General features: G+C 70.0%; 15 protein-coding genes. 5 read left to right on the plus strand and 10 right to left on the minus strand.

The genetic code is table 11. The features are described 5' to 3' along the window. Positions 1 to 48 precede the first annotated feature (48 nt). The 3 genes from AC5R91_RS08010 to AC5R91_RS08020 form a co-directional block, all read right to left on the minus strand. On the minus strand, positions 49 to 2370 hold the full coding sequence (locus tag AC5R91_RS08010; RefSeq protein WP_495396519.1) for a CaiB/BaiF CoA transferase family protein: 2322 nt from the start codon (positions 2368 to 2370) through the stop codon (positions 49 to 51). Between the two features lie 196 nt (positions 2371 to 2566). Next, a complete protein-coding gene (locus AC5R91_RS08015) occupies positions 2567 to 3694 on the minus strand; it encodes an amidohydrolase family protein (RefSeq protein WP_495396520.1) in 1128 nt (375 codons plus the stop codon). Between the two features lie 911 nt (positions 3695 to 4605). Continuing rightward, a complete protein-coding gene (locus tag AC5R91_RS08020; RefSeq protein WP_495396521.1) occupies positions 4606 to 6156 on the minus strand; it encodes a tetratricopeptide repeat protein in 1551 nt (516 codons plus the stop codon). Between the two features lie 98 nt (positions 6157 to 6254). Between AC5R91_RS08020 and AC5R91_RS08025 the strand changes: the two genes are divergently transcribed. Continuing rightward, positions 6255 to 7502 carry an IS4 family transposase gene (locus AC5R91_RS08025; protein ID WP_495392250.1) on the plus strand — a complete coding sequence of 416 codons (1248 nt, stop codon included), beginning with the start codon at positions 6255 to 6257 and terminating at the stop codon, positions 7500 to 7502. 200 nt (positions 7503 to 7702) lie between these two features. Here the strand turns inward: AC5R91_RS08025 and AC5R91_RS08030 are convergent, their stop codons facing one another. Further along, entirely contained in the window at positions 7703 to 9121 is a 1419-nt protein-coding gene (locus tag AC5R91_RS08030; protein WP_495396522.1) for a hypothetical protein, read from the minus strand. Between the two features lie 115 nt (positions 9122 to 9236). On the opposite strand from AC5R91_RS08030, the gene AC5R91_RS08035 reads away from it, so the two are divergent. Further along, a complete protein-coding gene (locus AC5R91_RS08035) occupies positions 9237 to 9977 on the plus strand; it encodes a hypothetical protein (RefSeq protein WP_495396523.1) in 741 nt (246 codons plus the stop codon). A 140-nt stretch (positions 9978 to 10117) separates the two neighbouring features. Here the strand turns inward: AC5R91_RS08035 and AC5R91_RS08040 are convergent, their stop codons facing one another. After that, positions 10118 to 11932: a heavy metal translocating P-type ATPase gene (locus AC5R91_RS08040; protein ID WP_495396524.1), complete on the minus strand. Its 1815-nt coding sequence runs from the start codon at positions 11930 to 11932 to the stop codon at positions 10118 to 10120. 41 nt (positions 11933 to 11973) lie between these two features. On the opposite strand from AC5R91_RS08040, the gene AC5R91_RS08045 reads away from it, so the two are divergent. Next, a protein-coding gene (locus tag AC5R91_RS08045; RefSeq protein ID WP_495392244.1) for an IS3 family transposase occupies positions 11974 to 13142 on the plus strand; the annotation gives its coding sequence in 2 pieces (ribosomal slippage) (positions 11974 to 12232 and positions 12232 to 13142; 1170 coding nt in all). A 39-nt stretch (positions 13143 to 13181) separates the two neighbouring features. Here the strand turns inward: AC5R91_RS08045 and AC5R91_RS08050 are convergent. Further along, positions 13182 to 13454 (minus strand): hypothetical protein, encoded by a 273-nt coding sequence (locus AC5R91_RS08050; RefSeq protein ID WP_495396526.1) that lies wholly within the window; start codon positions 13452 to 13454, stop codon positions 13182 to 13184. A gap of 119 nt (positions 13455 to 13573) precedes the next feature. On the opposite strand from AC5R91_RS08050, the gene AC5R91_RS08055 reads away from it, so the two are divergent. Continuing rightward, positions 13574 to 13948, plus strand: a complete 375-nt coding sequence (locus AC5R91_RS08055; protein WP_495396527.1) for an ArsR/SmtB family transcription factor — start codon at positions 13574 to 13576, stop codon at positions 13946 to 13948. A 955-nt stretch (positions 13949 to 14903) separates the two neighbouring features. After that, positions 14904 to 15875: an ATP-binding protein gene (locus AC5R91_RS08060; protein ID WP_495396528.1), complete on the plus strand. Its 972-nt coding sequence runs from the start codon at positions 14904 to 14906 to the stop codon at positions 15873 to 15875. On the opposite strand, the gene AC5R91_RS08065 is transcribed toward AC5R91_RS08060, so the two are convergent. From AC5R91_RS08065 to AC5R91_RS08080, 4 genes are all read right to left on the minus strand, one after another. Next, positions 15862 to 16137: a hypothetical protein gene (locus AC5R91_RS08065; RefSeq protein WP_495396529.1), complete on the minus strand. Its 276-nt coding sequence runs from the start codon at positions 16135 to 16137 to the stop codon at positions 15862 to 15864. The two genes, AC5R91_RS08060 and AC5R91_RS08065, sit on opposite strands and share 14 nt — an antisense overlap. A gap of 131 nt (positions 16138 to 16268) precedes the next feature. After that, the gene (locus AC5R91_RS08070) at positions 16269 to 17039 is read right to left on the minus strand and encodes a class I SAM-dependent methyltransferase (RefSeq protein ID WP_495396530.1); all 771 of its coding nucleotides are present in this window, start codon (positions 17037 to 17039) and stop codon (positions 16269 to 16271) included. Between the two features lie 54 nt (positions 17040 to 17093). Next, a complete protein-coding gene (locus AC5R91_RS08075) occupies positions 17094 to 17864 on the minus strand; it encodes a thioesterase II family protein (protein WP_495396531.1) in 771 nt (256 codons plus the stop codon). Beyond that, positions 17861 to 19123, minus strand: coding sequence for a cytochrome P450 (locus tag AC5R91_RS08080; RefSeq protein WP_495396532.1), 1263 nt, complete (start codon positions 19121 to 19123; stop codon positions 17861 to 17863). Before AC5R91_RS08080 ends, AC5R91_RS08075 begins: the two co-directional genes overlap by 4 nt. Positions 19124 to 19152: the final 29 nt, after the last annotated feature.

Raw genomic sequence — 19152 nt, forward strand, 5'->3', positions numbered from 1 at the left:
ACCGTCAGGCCATCCGAGAGCACCGGAGCCCTGGTAGCGGCAGGTATGTCACCTGGCAACGCCCCGGTCGCGCATTTCGGCGATCTGCTCGGGGGTGCGCCCGAGCATCGTGAGGACCTCGTCGGTGTGTTCACCGAGCAGCGGCGCCCTGCAGTGCGCGACCGGCGCGGCGCCGTCCACCCGGACCAGCACCGCCAGCTCACGCACATTCCCACGGGTGGGATGCCAGACCTCCGCCGCCCGACCGGTCCGCCGGTGCTCGGAATCACGCAGGAAGGCCCGCGAGTTGCGCGCCACCGGCACGGCGGCGGGTACCCCGGCGCCGCGCAGCTCGGCGACCAGGTCATCGCTGCGGCGGGCGAGAACCGCCTCGCTGAGCCTGGCGGCGAGAAGGTCGTCGTTCTCCCGGCGCCCGCCGGCGGTCGCGAGACCCGGATCGGCGGCGACGTCCAGACCGAGTACCTTGTACAGCCCGGTGAAGTGGTCGTCGGAAGCCGCCGACAGGCAGACCCACCCGTCGGCCGTCTCATACAACCGGTCGAGGGCACTGACACCGAACTGCAGCGGATCGAGCCGCCCCGCCCCGAGCACGGTGCCGTCGGCCCGTCGGACGACATGGGCCAGATGGGTCATGGTCGCGTTCAACTGAGGCTGCTCGACCCACTGCCCCGCGCCCCCGGACTGCCGGTGCAGCAACGCCATAAGGATGCCGACAGCGCCCACCAGCCCACCGCCGGGGTCCTCGTTACCCACCGGGAACAGCGGCGGATTGAACTGGCCGGCCACCTCGAAGTTCACCCCGACGTAGCCCGACACCAGCGGCGCGAAGCTCTGCCGGTTCATCGCGGGCCCACTCGACCCCCATCCGGGTGAGTGCAGGTAGACCAGCCGTGGGTTGAGCGCCCGCAGATCGCCGTACCCCAGTCCGACACGCTCGGCGGCGTTCGGCCGCAGGTTGTGATGGACCACGTCCGCCCAGACCGCCAGATCACGCGCGGCCTGCTGCGCCTGCGGATCCTTCAGCTGCAGGGAGATTGCCCGCTTCCCGGCCTGTGCCGAGGAGAACGGCCGATCCAGGCCACGCAGCTGGTCCCCGACCGGCGGCTCGAGCTTGATGACATCGGCGCCGAGGTCGGCCAGCAGCCTGGAGGCGTATGGGCCGGCGTAGTAGGCACCGAAGTCCAGTATCCGCAGGCCGCCCAGCAGCGGCCGGTCCGGGTCCGGCGCGGCTGCGGGGACGCCCCAGCGCTGGCCCGACCGCCATCGCGGACCGAGTTCGTCCCAGCCGCACGGAGCTGGAGCCGGCGCCGAATCGGCGTGCGCGGTGACGGCGAACCGCAGCGGCGGCGCCACCTGGTCCACCAGCCCGATCGTCGGGTCCTCGACCCGCGCCACCATCTCGTTGTGCACCGCCTGCGGAGCGTCGAACACCTCCCCCGGGCGCAGCTCGGGGATGGCGCAGACGTCTGCGGCCTCCAATCGGCGCAGCCACTCGTCCCGCGGCCGGGCCGCGAACGCCGCGACGGTGTCCTCCGTCATCACCTTCCGCTGCTCCGGCGTGAGCTCCTGCGCCATCTCCGGCCCATCGACCGGCGGGAAGTGCTCCGCGAACCCCAGCTCGGTCATCAGCCGGCCGAACGCACCTACGGCACCGGTGTGGACCCCGAGGTACTCGCCGTCCGCGCACTCGAACGCGCGCGAGAGCAACCTGCGGCTGGATGTCTGCGGGATCCAGGTCTCGCTGACGTCGTCGTCTCCCCAGCCCATCGACAGGTAGGCCAGCGCGCCGTCGAACAGGGAGGTCTCGACGTGCCGCCCGAGACCGTCCTCGCCACGCCGGTGCAGCGCGGCGAGGACGCCAATCGCCGCGAGATAGGCCGCGCCGATGCCGGCGAACGGCAGACCCTCGTAGATCGGCCCCTCCCGCAGGCCCACCTGCTCACCCATGGTGCCGACCAGTGCATGCACCAGGGACTCGTGACCGGGGACGTCACGCAGGGGACCGTCCGGGCCGAAACCCGAGATCGCGCAGGTAACCAGAGTCGGGAAACGCTCGCGCAGTGCCGCGTCGCCGAGCCCCAGTTCCTCGGCGACGCCGGGACGCCAGCTGGTCAAGAGGACATCGGCCTCGCCGAGGAGTTCGCTCAACCGCCCCCGGCCTTCGGTCGCCCGCAGGTCGAGCACGACGGCACGCTTACCCCGGTTGAACACGGCGTACTCGACAGCGAGCGCGTCGCGCCAGCGGTCGCCACCGGGTGGCTCCACCCGAACGACGTCGGCCCCGTAATCCGCGAGCAGACCTGCGGCCCGCGGACCCGCCGTGCCGGTCGAACAGTCGACGACCCGCAGCCCATCCAGCGGTCCAGGCATCACGAAAACCTTCCAGACGATCTCTTTCGCCGCGGCCTCATCGCGCTCCGCGCCGCCGCACTCGGGCGACCGCCGATGCCCGCGAGACCGCCGGCCTGGCCTACATCCGCGCCGCCTGTCGCGGCGTCCGTGCCATCCCCCAGGCGCACGCACCACCCGGATGTCCAGCCGTCCCGGCGCTGACAGGAACGCCGGGCTAGTCCACCGCCGCCGCCCTCTTCGGCCAGTTGTAGAGACGGCGCGCGTTGGCGTTGGTCACCAGGTCGACCTCATGGTCCGACATGCCCCCGGTCAGCCGCTTGATCACGTCCTGCGAGTTCGGCCACGGCGTCTCCACATGCGGGAAGTCGCTCTCCCACAGGATCCGCTCGACGCCCAACCGGTCCCGCAGTTCGATACCGACCGAGTCGTCGACGAACGCCCCGTACATGTTCCGCTTGAACAGCTCCGAGGGCTTCAGATCATCCAGCCCCGACCACATGCGGTGCCGCTCCCACATCCGGTCGCACCGCTCCAGCTGCGCCGGGATCCAGCCCAGACCCCCCTCGGAGAAGACGATCTGCAGCTCGGGGAACTTCCGCAGCACCGGGCTCTCCAACAGCCCTACCATCCCGATCGCGGCACTGGCCTGCGCGAGCATGATCGTGACGTGAAACGGCGCGTCCGGAGCGGACGTGAGCATCTGGCCGCTGGTGCCGATGTGCATGTTCACCGCGAGCCCGGTCTCGGCCAGCGCCTCCCACACCGGATCCCAGTGATCGGTGAAGAAGGACGGAAGCCCCAGCGGCGCCGGCGTCTCGGGGAAGGTGATGCATCGGGCGCCCTTCGCCGCGCACCGGCGGATCTCCGCGGCGGCGAGCCGCGGATCCCACAGCTGCGTGACGATCATCGGGATGTACAGGTCAGGCGCGGCGGCGCACCACTCGTCGGACATCCAGTCGTTGTAGGCCTTCACGCACAGGTCGGCGAGCACCTTGTCCTGGAAGTCCAGGAACAGCGTCCCCGCGAACCTCGGCAGGGTCGGGAAGCACACGCTTCCCACGACACCGTCCAGGCGCATGTCCGCCGCTCTGGCCACCGGGTCCCAACATCCCTGGATCATGTCGGTGTAACGGACGGGATCCATGTCCCAGGTCTCCTGTGGTCGGCCGGCCACAGCGTTGAGACCCATCGTGTCGACGCGGTTGTTCTCGTAGTACCAGAACTCCCGCCCGTCCTCCTCCACCACATGCGGGCCGATCTCCCGGTACTTCGCCGGCAACCGGTCGATCCAGACACCCGGCGGCTCGATGATGTGATCATCAACACTGATCAACTCGAACACGGTTTCCTCCACATCGGATGCCGGCTGCACCTCGGGAGCAGGGGACGCCCACGGCTGCGCGATCCGCGCACCCAGAGCTGCCTGATCGTCACCTCGGCCGAACCATGATTATGGTGCACTAATATAAACCTCACATCTTGAGCGTGCAAGGGGTCACATTGCACGCCAGGGCGGCGTCTGCCTGTCCGGCAGAGGAGGTCGATCCCCTGGCAAACATGGTCAGAGCCGCGACAAGTTGGCCCCGCGGCCCGTCCGAAGTAGGCTGCTAGGCGCCCCGCAGCCCGACGAACGGCGCATGTCAACCTGTGATGTCAATCACAGATAGCGGTCTATCAGTACGCCAAATCCGCGATGCCGGCGCTGTGGTCAGGAGCGCCGCCGGCTTCACGCGGCTCGGCGGGCTCCGGGTCCCACAACAACTCCTCCTGGGCGAACGGTGCGATCGCGAGCCGTCCTCCCGGACCAGCCGGCCGTGGGCGAGCCCCCGCCCGCCTGCGTTCACCACCGGGTTGACGTCCACGCGCACCCAGCCCCGCAGGGCGCAGAGACGATGCAGCCACAGCGCTGCGGCAGCGTAACGGCGGCCCGCTGGGTTCGCAGCGTCGCGCCGGGGCGGCAAGCACTGGCCGTCACGCCGATGTCGGAGAGCCCGCGAGCGCGGCCGCGTGCACGACCGGGTCGGCCGGCAGCGGCCGCAGGGGGCGCACCCAGTACGGATGGACGCGGGCCACGCCTGTGAGGCTCCAGAATCCGGATTCGGCCTGTGAGCGGCCTTTTGCGGTTGACGTGATCGTCTGTGGGGGTGGTCAGGCGGCGTTGCGGTACTCGTGGATCAGTCCGCCGAGAATGCGGATGCGACGGATGGTGGGCCTAGCTACATCATCCGCCGAATCGAACAGGCGTTCCGTAGGTCAGGCGGTTCCGGACCCGTCGGCCTGTCTCGTAACCGCAATCGTCGGCGTGGTGGTCGCGTTGACGTTCTGCTTGGGCAGAGCGGGCCCACAACCTTTCTTGGCGTCGAGCTCTCGCGGGCGGATGCCGTCGCGGCCGGCTTTCAGCTCGTTGTCGCCCGAGAGGTCGAGCCAGCGGTTCGCCGCGTCACGGTATCGGGTGACCAGATCGGGGTGATCACCTTCGGCTAGGCTGCGGAGGTCCGCCCTGGTGAGTTCGAGCGCCTCGGACAGAAGGAGCGCGCGGCCTCGCTCGAGCGCGAGCGCCGCGCCCTGAGGATCTCCGGCCGCGGCCGCGGCAAGAGCGGCACGGGTCGCGATGTCCTGGCCGCGCAGGCGGGTTTCCTTGTGCGCTCGTAGCAGCTGTGCGCGGAAGAGACGTTCGGACGCGTCAACCCCGAGCAGGAACGCCTCGGCGGCCTCGGGCCAGGCGCCGCGCCGGACCGCCCAGGCTCCCCAGGAGCTGGCTGTGGAGACGGCGGTCTCGATGTCCGTTTCCAGGCCGGCTGTCGTGGCGCTCCGTAGGGTGGCGGTGCCCACCGCGAGATCACGCGGGTCCGCGGTGATCACGTGCCGGAGCCGATAGCCCTCACCGAGATTGCGGAGCATGCCAGGTAGTTTCGGTTCTCCGGGTGTGGTCCGGCGGAGGGATTCTTCCAGCAGGTCGATCCCTCGCTCGAGGTCGTGCATCGAGCCTGAGCCGGCATGGGCCCGCAGCCAGAGGGCGCCGAGGCCGTTCACGCGCGGGGCGCGACGGGGCGATTCCGGCGGCGTCGCGGCGACCGCTTCGGTCAGGGCCGCCCGAGCGCGGTCGAGGTCGCCGGGACCGTCGCGGAGGCGTAGAACCGCCGCGAGGCTGGTGAGAGACGAGGGCAGGTCCGGGGATGCGGCGGGAGTGCGGCGGACGGCGTCGTCAAGGAGGCGAATCGCCTCGTCGATGTCCGTCTCGAGTCCGCTCTGGCGGTAGCGAGCGCCCATGAGCACCCCCAGGGTGTTGAGCTGGAATGCCCGGTCGGGCGCGCCCGGAGGTGTACGGACGAGGGCGTCGCGGAGGATGTCGGTGGCGCGGTCGAGATCGTCGAGGTCGCCGGTTCGGTTGTAGCGGGCGGACAGGGCGATGCCCAGCGTGCCGAGTAGCCACCCCAGCAATGGTGCGTCTTCGGGCGCCTGTTCGGCGGCGCTTTCCAAGGCCGATATGGCTTCCCGAAGGTGCGCTGTTTCGCCGGTGCGTTCGTATAGCGCGTCAAGCATGAGGCCGAGGTTGCCGAGATGGGAGGCCCGTTCCCCGGCGGGCGCCGGCAGCTGGGACGAGCGCCGCAGGGCGTCGACGGCGGCGGTCAGGTCGTTGAGATCACCCAAGGCCTGGAACCTCAGCTCACGTACGAGTCCCAGATTGGCCGTCGCGCGGGCCGCCGCTGGCGCCACGTCAGGTGTCGCGGTCGCGGCCTGCTCGAACGCCGCGATCGCCTCGTCCAGGTCGCCGGTCGCCCCGTCGTGGCGGTACCTGTCCACCAGACCGACGGCAATGCCACTTCCACTATTTGGATCTTGACTGGTTGCGGTGTGTCGGTTCGGGTGGTTCTGCCTGGTTGGCGGCATGATCGTGGGCTGTGACGGACACGGGTAGCCAGCTGATGGACTGGATCTCGTTGGGGGTCCTGACGTCGTTCGTGTCGCGGGATGCGGTCGACGAGGCGATCGAGGCGACCGGGACGGGTGCCCGGCGCAGCGACACGACGATCCCGCCGCGGGTCGCGGTCTACTTCGTGATGGCGCTCGCGTTGTTCGCGGACGACGACTACGAGGCGGTCGCGCGCCGGCTCGCTACCACGCTTGACGATCTCGACGTGGTCGGGCCGCGATGGGAACCGACCTCGGGCGGGCTGACCAAAGCCCGCCAGCGGCTCGGTGCGGCACCGCTGGCGGAACTGTTCTCGCAGGTCGCCGGGCCGGTCGCGGACCTCGACACGGTCGGGGCGTTCCTCGGCCCGTGGCGGCTGATGAGTATCGACGGACTGGAGTGGGACGCGCCCGCCTCGGCGGAGAACATCGCCGCGTTCGGCCTGCCCGCGGGCCGCGACGGCGCGCCGGGGGCGCTGCCGAAGGTCCGCGCCCTCACCGTGTCCGAGTGCGCCTCGCACGCGCCGGTGCTGGCCGTGCTCGGCCCGGCCGGCGGCGCGAAGCCCGCCAGCGAGCAGGCCCTGGCCCGCACCCTGTACCCACGGCTGGCCGAACGCTGGCTTCTGCTCGCGGACCGCAACTTCTACTCCTGGACCGACTGGTGCACGGCCGCGGACACCGGCGCGGCACTGCTGTGGCGGGTCAAGGCCAGCCTGCGGCTGCCGCCGCTGCGCGCGTTGTCCGACGGCTCGTACCTGACGGTCCTGGTCAACCCGAAGATCACCGGGAAGGCGCGGGACGCCCTGGTCGCCGCGGCCCGCGCCGGTGAGGTACTCGACCCGGCGAAGGCCCGCTACGCCCGTCTCGTCGAGTACGACGTGCCCGACCGGGACGGCGACGGGAAACACGAGGTCATCGCCCTGCTCACCACGATCCTCAACCCACGCGACGCGACCGCGTCCGCGCTGGCCGGGGCCTACCGGCAGCGCTGGGAACACGAGACCGGTAACAGGCAGCTCAAGACCTACCTACGCGGCCCGGGGAAGGTCCTGCGCTCGAAGCACCCCGACACCGTCTACCAGGAGATCTACGGCTACCTGCTCACCCACCACGCGATCAGCGCGCTGACCTGCCAGGCCGCGACCGCCGCCGGGATCGACCCCGACCGGATCAAGTTCAAGCGCACTGTCAGGATCATCCGGGACCGGGTCGCCACCGACCCGGCTTTTTCCCCCTGACCAGCGGGCACGCACCCAAGGCGAGATCGCCACCGACATCACCCGACCGACCCGGCTCAACACCCGCCGCGAACGCACCTACCCCCACGTCGTCCGCCGAGCCCGCCACAACCAGTACCCGGTCAAGAAACCCGGCCAGCACGGCATCCGCCACCATGCCCCGCCCACGATCAGACTCGCCAACCCGGTGAAACCCCAGGTCACAGCTTGATCAACTTAGCGGAAGTGGCATTGAGACCGACGGCGAGGTCCATGAGGAACATGGCGCGGTCCGGGCCGTGGCTGGCGGCCGCGTCGGCGGCGGCCCGGAAGGCGCGGAGGGACTCGTCGCGGGCCCGCTCGTCTCCGACGCCGACGTAACGCATCCGCAGGCTTAGGCCGAGATTGTTGAGAAATGCTGCCCTGAACAGGTCGGTGACGTTCGGGCTGATGTGCCCGTACGCCGGCGAGCTGATGTCCACCACCGTCTGTTGGATCGCGATCGCGGCGTCCAGGTCGTCCATCTCTCCGCCAAGGACGTACCGGTCCCGGAGGTCCACACCCAGGTTGTTGCGGGCGTGGAGATGTTCGAGGGAGTCAGGCACCGACGCGGCGGCCGCCCGCTGGTGGGCGTCGATCGCTCGCGCCAGGTCCACGGCGTCCCCGGTCAGAACGGCATGTCGGACTCGGTGGTCGTTGCCGATCTCGTTCAGGTACCGGGCGGCCTCCGGCGAGCCGGGAGCGGCGCCCTCCAGCGCCTGGGTGTGCGCCGATGTCGCGCGGTCCAGATCCGAGGGCACGCCCGCGGCGTCGAACCGGTCCCGCAGCGCTGTGCCCATCTCGCCGGCCACCGCGGCGCGGTCCCACTCAATGAGCAGGTTCGACCGGATGTCCGACGGAACGATCATGGGTAGCGCTTCGTCATAGGCCGCGATCGCCTCATCGAGGTCGCGCGGGTCGCTCGAACGTCGGTACCGCTCGCGCAGCGCCCGGGCCAGCTCGGCGAGATGGTCGGCGCGGTCATCGGATTCCAGACTCGCGGCGGCGGCGTCGCGATAGCACCTGACAGCTCTGTCGAGGTGGTTCATCTCGGACGTCGCCGTGTAGGCGAGCCAGAACACGAACCCCGCCAGGGAATGGGCGGCGGCGCGAGGCGTCGGGGGGACGACCGCGAACACGGGATGGTCCAGCAGGCCCGTCCACAGCCCCACGGCTTCGGCCAGGGCGCGGTCAACATCAGAACCATCCGTCACCCGGGTCAGCGCGTCGACGGCCGCCTGATACAGCTGGCCCATCGCCTCCACCCGGAGGAAGTTCAGCGCCGGCGGGTCAACCTTCGGCTTGTCGGCGGCCCGCGCGGCCCGCCGCCGTCGCCACCCGCGCTGCCGGCAGTGGCGGATGAGCTCGGCTCCGTCGGCGAGGAGGTCGGCGATTCCGCCGTCGCCGGGCTGGCGCCCGCCGCCCGTGGAGGCCGCGGTCAACAGTTCCGCGAGATCCTCGTCGAGAAGTTCGGGATGGCGTTCCAGGAAGGCGCGCGAGGCGTCCCACGTGGGGGTTTCGAGATAGTCGACGAGCAGGAGGAGAATGCGTGCGCCTCGCTCGCCCATGCGGCGGTCCAGCCAGTCGTCCAGCATGGCCACCCACCCATCACCGACCAGGACCGACGTTCGGGGACCGACACCGGAGAACGCGGCTTTCCGTCGGGAGGTTGGGAATAGTGTAGATGTCGCGCCGACGGGAGGACATGGACCTGGGATGGGTACGGATGCGCCGGACGATCCCGCGCAACAACGGCGAGTCCTCGATCTTCTCTGGCCGGTGCTCTGGGCGGAGACGCCGGAGGCTTTGCGGGAAGCGCTCGCCGCCGCGCCGGAGCTGTTCACCGGGCGTCACGACACGATCCTCGACCGGGTCGTGGAGGATCTCGCCAGTTCCCCGGATCTGGCCGCCGCGGTCTGGCACGCGCGGCGGCTGCTGACCCGCTGCCGCGAGCTCGGGATCGAACGCGGCTTCACGGCGATGCGCACCGTGCGGATCCTCCCGCCGGGGTTCGTGGCGCTCGCGGACGAGGTACGGGAGGCCTACGAGCGCTGGGACGGGTGCGCGCCGTGTGCCGCGCTGGACGAGCTGATCGAGCGCTCCGGGCGGGTCCTCGACGCCGATGCGTCGCGCATGCTGGGTCCGGACGAGCGAGCCGGGCTGGCCAGCTCGGTGGCGAGGCTGCACACGCTCTCAGAGTCGGCCGATTGCGGCGGACGGTCAGGCGTGGTCCACGCGGTGAAGGCCATGAGCGGGGGGCGAACCCCCGATCTTGAAGAGCACGGTGAACGCGTTGGCCACTCCCCCACCGACGCCCTCACGCGTAGTCCGCATGCATCCGAGGCCCATGCTCTGACGCTCGCCCTCATCGTGATCCACGTGCCCGGCCAAGGACGGCGTGCTGACGACCTTCGGCGGCCCCACGGTCACGTTCGCCGTCGCCGTCGCCTCGGGTAATGGAGATGCCGCCGGCTCGCTGGGCTTGCCGACGCCGAGACCACCTCTGGCAGGTCGAGGTCTGCGTCACGCCCCTGCAGCACCGGCGCCCGATGGACCGAACAGTCCCGAGCACCGAGGTTTCCGGGACAGCACGATGGTCACGTTCTGCCCAGCGGCTCCGGAACAGGGTGGGTCTGGGTGGTGCGCCAGGCCCGGGGGTGCAGGAGCCGTAGCCCGTTGAGGCCGACGATGAGGGTGGAGCCTTCGTGGCCGGCGACGCCGAGGGGCAGGGGTAGGTGGCCGAGCAGGTCCCAGGCGACCAGTGCGGTGATGAAGGTCGCCGCGATGGCCAGGTTGGCAGTGACGACACGGCGGGCGTGGCGGGACAGCTCGATGATCGCGGGCAGGGCGATCAGGTCGTCGCGGACGAGGACCGCATCGGCGGTCTGTAGGGCGAGGTCGGAGCCGCGGCGGCCCATCGCGACGCCGAGGTCGGCGGCGGCGAGCGCGGGGGCGTCGTTGACGCCGTCGCCGACCAGCAGCACTCGCCGCCGCTGGTCCTGCAAGACATGAATCCGGGTGACCTTGTCGGCTGGCAGCAGCCCGCCATGCGCCTCGTGGATGCCTAGCTCGGCGGCGAGTCGGCTGGCGGCGCCGGGGTTGTCGCCGGTGAGCAGGACCGGGGATGTTCCCGTGAGTCGGGTCAGCGCCGCCACGGTGGCGGCGGCATGCGGACGGGTCCGGTCGGTGAGGGTGAGGACCGCGGTGTGGTGGTCGTCGATGGTGACGACCACGGCAGTGTGCCCGCTGGCCTGCACGGCGTCTATCGCGGCCCGCGTCTGAGGGGTCAACTGCGCCGTGGCAGGACCGTCCTGCGGCCCGTCGAGCAGGCGCGGGGTTGCGACCTGCACGTGATGGCCGTCGACGGTGGCGGTCACGCCCCGTCCGGGGGTTGAGGTGAAGTCGTGCGTGGCAGGGATGGCGAGGTTTCGGTCGCGGGCGGCGGCGAGCACGGCCGCGGCGACTGGATGCTCGCTGGGATGTTCAGCGCCAGCGGCCAGTTGGAGTACCCGGTCCGCGTCGATCGCGGGTGCTCTGGAGGGCTGGCCGTCTCCGGAGCCGTCGTAGGCGACGTGAACATCGAGGAGGCGGGGGGTGCCTTCGGTGAGGGTGCCGGTCTTGTCGAACGCCACCAGGGTGGTGTCGGCCAGCCGTTCCATGACCACGGCCGACTTGACCAGTACGCCGTGGCGCCCGGCGAGGGCGATCGCGGACAACAACGGTGGCATCGTCGCGAGCACCACCGCGCACGGCGATGCGACGATCATGAAGGTCATGGCGCGGAGCAGGGTGGGTCGCAGCGCCGCGTCGGACAGCAAGGGGATGGCGAACAGGGCGAGGGTCGCTGCCACGACGCCGATCGAGTAGCGCTGCTCGACCTTCTCGATGAACAGCTGCGTTCTCGCTTTGGTCGCGGAAGCCTCCTCGACCAAAGCGACGATGCGGGCGATCACCGACTGGCCGGCGGGGCGGTGGACCCGGACGGTCAGCGTGCCGGTGCCGTTCAGCGTGCCCGCGAGCACCTCGTCTCCGGTTGCCTTCGCGACCGGCAGGGGTTCGCCGGTGATCGTGGCTTGGTCGGCCTCGCTGGCGCCGCCGACCACAATGGCGTCGGCACCGATGCGTTCTCCGGGGCGGATCCGGATGACGTCCCCGATCCGAAGGTCCACGGTGCTTACCGTCTCCTCCGTTCCGTCGGGACGTATCCGGTTGGCGCGCTCGGGTGCCAGGTCGAGCAGTGCGCGCACGGAGTCGGCGGTGCGCGCGGTCGCGACCGCCTCCAGCGCCCCAGAGGTGGCGAAGATGACGATCAGTAGGGCGCCGTCGAAGACCTGCCCGATACTGGCCGCACCCCACGCGGCGACGATCATCAGCAGGTCCACGTCCAGTGAAGTTGACCCGTTTCTGTTCACACCTGGGCTCTTTGGGATAATGGTCCCAGGGAGGAGTGCAGGTGTCGAGATCACAACCGCCGTACACGGAGGAGTTCCGCCGGCAGATGGTGGAACTTGTCCGGGCTGGCCGCTCACCCGAGGCGCTGGCCAAGGAATACGGCCCGTCGGGGCCGTCAATCCGTAACTGGGTACGCCAGGCCGAACAGGAGGAAGGCGCACGGGCCGACGGGCTGAGTGCCGCCGAGCGTGAGGAGTTGAAACGGCTCCGGAAGGAGAACCGGCAGCTCCGCGAGGAACGTGACATCCTCCGCAAGGCAACAATTTTCTTCGCGACGGAGACCGATCAGAGATGACGTTCGCTCTGATCGACGCGGAGAAAACACACCATGCAGTCTCCGTCCTGGCCCGCGTGCTCGGTGTGTCACGCGAGGGCTACTACGCCTGGCGTCGCCGCGGCGGCCTGTCCGCCCGCTCCGCCGAGGATCAGACCCTGACCACAAAGATCACCGCGGTGCATGCGGCGTCCCGGGCGACCTACGGCGCCCCACGGGTCCACGCCGACCTGGCCGCCGCCGGCGTGCGGACCAGCCGTAAGCGGGTCGCCCGGCTGATGAGACAGGCTGGCCTGCAAGGGGTCCACCGCCGCCGGCGGGTCAGCCTGACCCGCCGCGACCGGGCCGCCCATCTGCCGCCTGATCTGGTCGGACGTGACTTCACCGCCCCGGCCCCGAACCGGGTCTGGACCGCCGACGTCACCTACATCCCGACCGGGCAGGGCTGGCTCTACCTCGCGGTCGTCCTCGACCTGTACTCCCGCAGGATCGTCGGCTGGTCCATGGCAGACGAGCAGAAAACCCCGCTCGTCGCCGACGCGCTCACCATGGCACTCCGACACCGCCGTCCCGCCCCCGGCGTCATTCACCACTCCGACCAGGGCGGTCAATACGTTTCTCGAGAGTTCGCCAGGATCTGCGAGCGGCACCAGGTCCGGCGCTCCGTCGGAACCGCCGGCGACTGCTACGACAATGCAGTCACCGAGTCATTCTTCGCCACCCTCGAATGTGAACTTCTTGACCGCACCAGCTTCGCCACCCACGACCGGGCCCGGACCGCCATCTTCGACTTCATCGAAGGCTTCTACAACCGGCGACGCCGCCACTCCACCAACGGATATCTCAGCCCCCACGAACACGAAACCCGCTTCTACGAGTACCATGAAGCCGCATAGCCGTTCAAAGCCCTACCTGTGAACGAAACCGGGGCAGCTTCACAGCGAGCGTTTCAGCAATGCCCGCACCCCGGCCGTGGCTGGTATCCATCCGCCGGCGGCGTAGCAGGCGAGGTACAGCACCCACCAGACCGGCGCCGGGGTACCGGTCACCTTCATGATGCCGCCGGCTGCGAACATCGCGCTCGCCAACGTCGCCCAGCGCACCTCGGTGAGGGCCCAGAGACGGGCGGCTGGCCCCCGCCCCGCCAACACGGCGCGCGCTTCGGCCGGATCGATGGAGGCGGAGGCGGGCCTCGTCGTCAGCGTCACCCCAACCACGCTACCTGCGTGAGCACGTATATAGCTAGACAGGAAGGCTACTGGACAGCCGAGTAGCAGGGTGAATCGGTTATCCTCGATATGTGCACAGCGATCTGTCGGACTTCCGGATGCCGAACGAGGAACAGGTCCATTTGGCCGCCGAAGGCTTCCGGCTACTCGCGGACCCCACCCGCATCAAGATCCTCTGGGCGCTGCTACAAGGTGAGTCCTCGGTCGCCTGCCTCGCCGACCTCGTCGGCGCCGCACCCACGACGGTCAGCCAGCACCTGGCCAAACTGCGCCTCGCAGGGCTGGTCCGTGGCCGCCGCGAAGGCACCTTCGTCTACTACTCCGCCGCGGACGTCCACGTGCAGGCCCTGCTCGCCGAGGCACTGTTCCACGCCGACCACGCCGACCGGAACCTGCCCGACCACGCGGCCGGCGAGGCAGCGCCCCACACCCACATCCCCGCTCGGCCGATCACGGCGAAGACAAGTCTCTGATCATCAAGCCCGTTCGAAAACGGCGACCAAGGGGCGGCTCAAACCACCGTGGGTGCCCGCAAACGGGGGTTTGGAAGGTATTCCCGGCGACATAGTTGGGGTGGACACGGCGGGCCTAACCGGTGGCCGCGATCGCCTGCCCCCAGGAAGCCCTCTCAGCCGACGGGTTCGCGGGCGGCCGGCTGCACAGCAGCTCAAGCCCAGCGGCACAGCAGGTAGGCCGGCGCCGAGCATCAGCTGGTACTCGCCGCCGAACATCGCCCATTGGACCGTCCGACGCGGGTCGCGGTAGTCGAGGTCGGGCGGCTGTTCGTCGCCGTGGACGGCTTGGCCGAACCAGGCGAACGCGGCCATGTCCGGGAAGACCGCAGCTTTGCCGATCTCGACGAATCGCCGACGAACTCCGAGATCCCGGCATGCCTTGGCAAGTGGTGCCCATGCCCCGGCCGAGGCCCAAGCACAGAGCCTGGTGCGGGATCAGGAAGTCCGGACTCGCGAACGTAACCCCGGCCCACAGCCGCAGAAACGCCTACCCACTCGCCCGGTGGAACCCCAGCCCCGGGATCGGCAGCAGGGCGGCAGCGCAAGGTGAGATGCGGTGGCCGCCAGCCCGACCCCGACAGGCAGCAGCAACGGCACATCGAACGGCCCGGCAAGCACGGACAGGATCATCGCTAGGGGCGGCCGACATGCCAATCTCGCCCACGAAATGCGCTTGCTGACCAGGCGGACGCGAGACGCCGGCGCCGGAGATCCCCGGGCCGCCGCCCAGGTAGGGAGGCTCACGCGCACCACCCGAGGCAGGGCCGCCACGCGTTGGAGGGCAAAGACAGACGACACCCCTCGCCCGGGGGTAGGGGCGTCGTCAGCGCCGCTAACGAAAGTGATTACCATTGCGGACAGCAATCACGCAGTTGGATCGCGGCAACGCCGCCACGACCTCGGAGCCACCATCATGAAGATCGCTTTCGTCGGCAAGGGCGGCAGTGGCAAGACCACGCTGTCCTCGCTGTTCTGCCGCCACCTCGCCGCAGCCGGCGCACCCGTCCTCGCGCTCGACGCGGACATCAACCAGCACCTCGGCACCGCGCTCGGCCTCGACGAGGCGGCGGCACCGGTACCAATGGGCGAGCACCTCCACGAGATCAAGGACTACCTCCGCGGCGACAACCCCCGCGTCCCGTCCGCCGACGTGATGGTCAAGACCACCCCACCCGGCACCGGATCACGACTGTTGCCACTGGCCGACGACAACCCGCTGTGGCGCCGCTTCGGCATCGACGCCGACGGCGTGCGACTGGTCGCGACGGGAGCCTTCACCGACGAAGACCTCGGCGTGGCCTGCTACCACTCCAAGCTCGGCGCGGTCGAACTCCTGCTCAACCACCTCGTCGACGGCGCCGGCGAGTATGCCGTCGTCGACATGACCGCCGGCGCCGACGCCTTCGCCTCAGGCCTGTTCACCCGCTTCGACCACACCTTCCTCGTCTGCGAACCGACCCGCAAAGCCGTCGCCGTCCACCGCCAGTACCGCGACTACGCTCGCGACTTCGACATCACCCTCTCCGTGATCGGCAACAAGGTCACCGACCAGGCCGACGAGGAGTTCCTACGCCGCGAGGTCGGCGACGACCTGCTCGTCTGTGTCGGCCCGTCCGCACCCGTACGAGCGATGGAACAGGGCCGGCCCTTCCACCTCGACGACCTCGAACCGGCCATCCGCATCGCACTCGACACCATCCGCGACACCGTCGACGCCACCGACCACGACCCCGACGCCTTCCTCCGGCAGATGCACGAACTCCATCTCCGCAACGCCCGCTCCTGGGCCGACACCGCCACTGGAACAGACCTCTCCGCCCAGATCGACCCCGGCTTCGCCTTTCCCCGTGCCCACAACCCACATCAGGTGGTCACCACGCGCTGACCGGACCCGACAGGCTCGGCGGACGCTCGCGGCGTCCGCCGAGCCGCGCGCACTCGTCGGGGGCGGGTAGGTCACGCCAGCCCAGCTCTCCCAGCGTCAGCTCATCGTCGGTGAGCAGACAGGACTGAAAGACCTCCTGGATCCGTTCGAAATCCGCGTCGAAGCCGACGAGCGCCAGTTTCTCGAGGCGGTCACCGTCGTACCCTCGCGTCAACGTGTCCCCCTGTCCCAGCGCGGAGCGTGGGGCATCGACCATCTCCACCGCGCGAGGGTCATCGAGGATCGCGTTTCGCTACCTGGCAAGGGCCGCCCTGCCGTACAGCGGTATCAGCAGGTTCTCCTGCCCCGGCCCCAACTCGACCCGCCGTTTACCGGACATCGGTGTCCCTCCCGTCATCGTCGCTCTTCCAACGTCGTGCCGGCGCTGTCCGGGATGAGGGAGAGCACCACAATCTCCAGGCTCCCCGCGCCGCCCACCCGGGAGGTCCGGCGCCCGGCCATTTCCGCCTCGTGCGCGAGCAGGTCTGGGCCCAGCGTGTACCAGTCGTAGGAGTCGCCCACCTCGCGGACGAGTCGACCGTCCGGGCCATGAACCCGCCATGTAGTGGTGAAGCGCATCAGGCCCGGCCCGCCTGGCTCGCCCGATACCCACCACTCATAGGTCTGACGTCCGATGCGGTCGTGGATCTGCCGCACCGGCGGGATGATCCGCGGGGTGTGAGCTCCCATCAGTTCCACCACGATCACGCCCGTGGGGGCGAGCCGTTCCCGTATCCGCCGCCACAGGAGCCGGCGTTGCTCCGGCATCAGGTGGCCGGCGACGCCGAAGACGACGGCGGCGCCGATGACGTCGGGCAGCTCCAGGTCGGGCGCAGCACCGTCGACGACGGTGACACGCGGACGCAGCTCGGGCCGAGCGGCGATCCGGCTGGTGAGTACCGCCCTCATGAGCACGGACGGCTCCGCGGCGAGGATCCGTCCGCCCGGCACCGCGGCGGCGATCATCTCGGTGACCCGGCCTGTGCCCGCCCCGATTTCCACGATCGGGCCCGCTGCGGGATCCAGGCCCGCGAGCGCGGCCGTCAGCGGCGGCCCGCTGTCCGCGACCTGGCGGGCGGCCACCATCTCGTAGAACTCGGCCATCGGGGAGTAGTAGTCACGCATCGGTCGTTCCTCGCGGGGCAGCGCCACCCTGCGAACGGGCTGTCGGGGCGTGACTCACGGCGTCGTCGGCCACGTCATGCCGGCGCCGACAAGCGCCGGGGCGAGCAGCCCGATGATCTCGGCTACCACCTGGGCGCGGTGCGCCACCAGATAGAAATGGTCGCCGGGAAAGGACCGCACGGTCAGCGGTCCACGGGTGAACCGCGCCCAGCCGCACGCGCCGTCGAGGTCGCACTCGGGATCGGAGGCTCCCACGAACGCGGTGATCGGGCAGCCCAGTGGTTCAACGGTTCGAGGCCGGTAGGTTTCGATCAGCCGGTAGTCGTCACGGATGTAGGGCAGGACGGCGCGCCGCATCTGCGGGTCGGCAAGCATCTCGCCGGCGGTGCCGCCCAGCCGTGTCAGTTCCGCGCACAGCGCCTCGTCGTCGTCACGATGCAGCCCACCTCCGAGCGCGTCGTCGGGTGCCTGCCGGCCGGACACGACGAGCCGCGCCGGCTCGGCACCGCCCTCCCAGCGCAGTCGCTGGACCGCCTCGTATGCGACGACCGACCCCATGCTGTGCCCGAACACCACGTACGGCCGGTCGAGCAGGGGGCGGAGTTCGGTCGCGACGGTTCCGGCGAGGCCGAGGAGGTCGGCGGCGAACGGCTCCGCGAACCGGTCCTCGCGACCTGGGTACTGCACGACGACCAGGTCCACCGACGGCGGCAGGAGGGCCGCCCACGCGCGGTAGCCGCTCGCCCCGCCGCCGGCGTGCGGGAAGCACACCAGGTGTACTCGGGCGGCCGGGTGCGGCCGGTACCGGCGCAGCGCGCCGCTCACCAGGCCACCGGGAGCGCCTCGACACCGAAGGTCGCCGCATCGTGGCGCAGTTCCAGCTCATCGAAAGGCACCGCGAGCCGCAGGGTCGGCATCCGCCGGATCAGTGTGCCGAGGGCGATCTCCAGTTCGGTGCGGGCGAGGTTCTGCCCGATGCACTGGTGGATGCCGAAGCCGAAGGCAAGATGGTGCCGGTCGGGGCGATGGAAATCGAGCTCGGTCGGGTTCGGGAACACCGTCGGGTCGTGGTTGGCGCCGGCGAGCAGCAGGATCATCCCCTCACCCGCGCGAATGGTCACGCCACCGACCTCGAGGTCCGCCGTCGCGACCCGCAACGGTATCGAGTCCGCGACGGAGAGCATCCGGAGCAGTTCCTCGACGGCCTCGCCCATCATCTCGGGCCGTTCCCGCAGCTCAGCCAGCCGATCGGGTCTTTCCAACAGCATCAGCATGCCAAGCGCGATCATGCTGGTGGTGGTCTCGCGCCCGGCGACGATCGTGATACCGACGGTCGACAGCAGTTCCTGGCGGGTGACCGCCCCGGTGGCGAGATGGTTCACGACCAGCCGGGAGAACAGGTCCTCCCCCGGCTCGCGCAGCCTGCGGTCGATGAGCGCGTCGAACTTGGCGAACATGCCGCCGAGCGCGGCCTGGACCTCCTGGGCGCTGCTGTGCCGGCCACCGGAGATCCGGGTGACGTCGCGGAAGAACTCCAGGTCGTCGGTGGGCACCCCCATCAGGTTCAGCACCGTCGCGGTCGACATCCGGTTCGCGTACGCCGAGACGAGGTCGCTCGGCGGGCCGGCCGCGTGCATCTCGTCGACCAGTTCCTCGGCGTAGGCCGTCAGAGTGGGCACCATGTTCTTCACCCGGCGCGCGGTGAACTCGGCCTGCAGCATCCGCCGGTGGCGAGTGTGGTCCGGCGGATCGGTGCGGATGAACGGACGGTTGCGCGCGGCGGCCTCCCGCTCGCCGACTCCCATCGCGGGGAAGTCGGGATGGCGGGCGTCCGCGCTCACCCGCGGGTCGGCGAGCAGCGCGCGGACGTCCTCGTAGCGGGTGACGATCCAGGCCTGTCTCCCGGTCGGGAGCGTCACCCGTGCCACAGGTTCGGTCTCCCGCAGGTTCTCGTAGCGCGCGGGCGGGAAAAACGGACAGCCCCGCTGGAGCGGGAAGGCCGGCGGTTCCGCGCGGGTGGTATCGGCGGCCGTGCTTGTGACGGCGCTGGTTGAGTCGCCGCCGGCGGCATCGGTCTTGGTCATGCGGGGCCCCTTCGTGGTCGAATCTCTCA

This window comes from Frankia sp. BMG5.60 (genome assembly GCF_059428125.1).

Bases quoted from the DNA above. Each gene is read 5' to 3' on its own strand.
- AC5R91_RS08010 (WP_495396519.1), bottom strand. From the start codon at position 2,370: ATGCCTGGACCGCTGGATGGGCTGCGGGTCGTCGACTGTTCGACCGGC.
- AC5R91_RS08035 (WP_495396523.1), top strand. From the start codon at position 9,237: ATGGGTACGGATGCGCCGGACGATCCCGCGCAACAACGGCGAGTCCTC.
- AC5R91_RS08055 (WP_495396527.1), top strand. From the start codon at position 13,574: ATGCCGAACGAGGAACAGGTCCATTTGGCCGCCGAAGGCTTCCGGCTA.
- AC5R91_RS08060 (WP_495396528.1), top strand. From the start codon at position 14,904: ATGAAGATCGCTTTCGTCGGCAAGGGCGGCAGTGGCAAGACCACGCTG.
- AC5R91_RS08070 (WP_495396530.1), bottom strand. From the start codon at position 17,039: ATGCGTGACTACTACTCCCCGATGGCCGAGTTCTACGAGATGGTGGCC.
- AC5R91_RS08080 (WP_495396532.1), bottom strand. From the start codon at position 19,123: ATGACCAAGACCGATGCCGCCGGCGGCGACTCAACCAGCGCCGTCACA.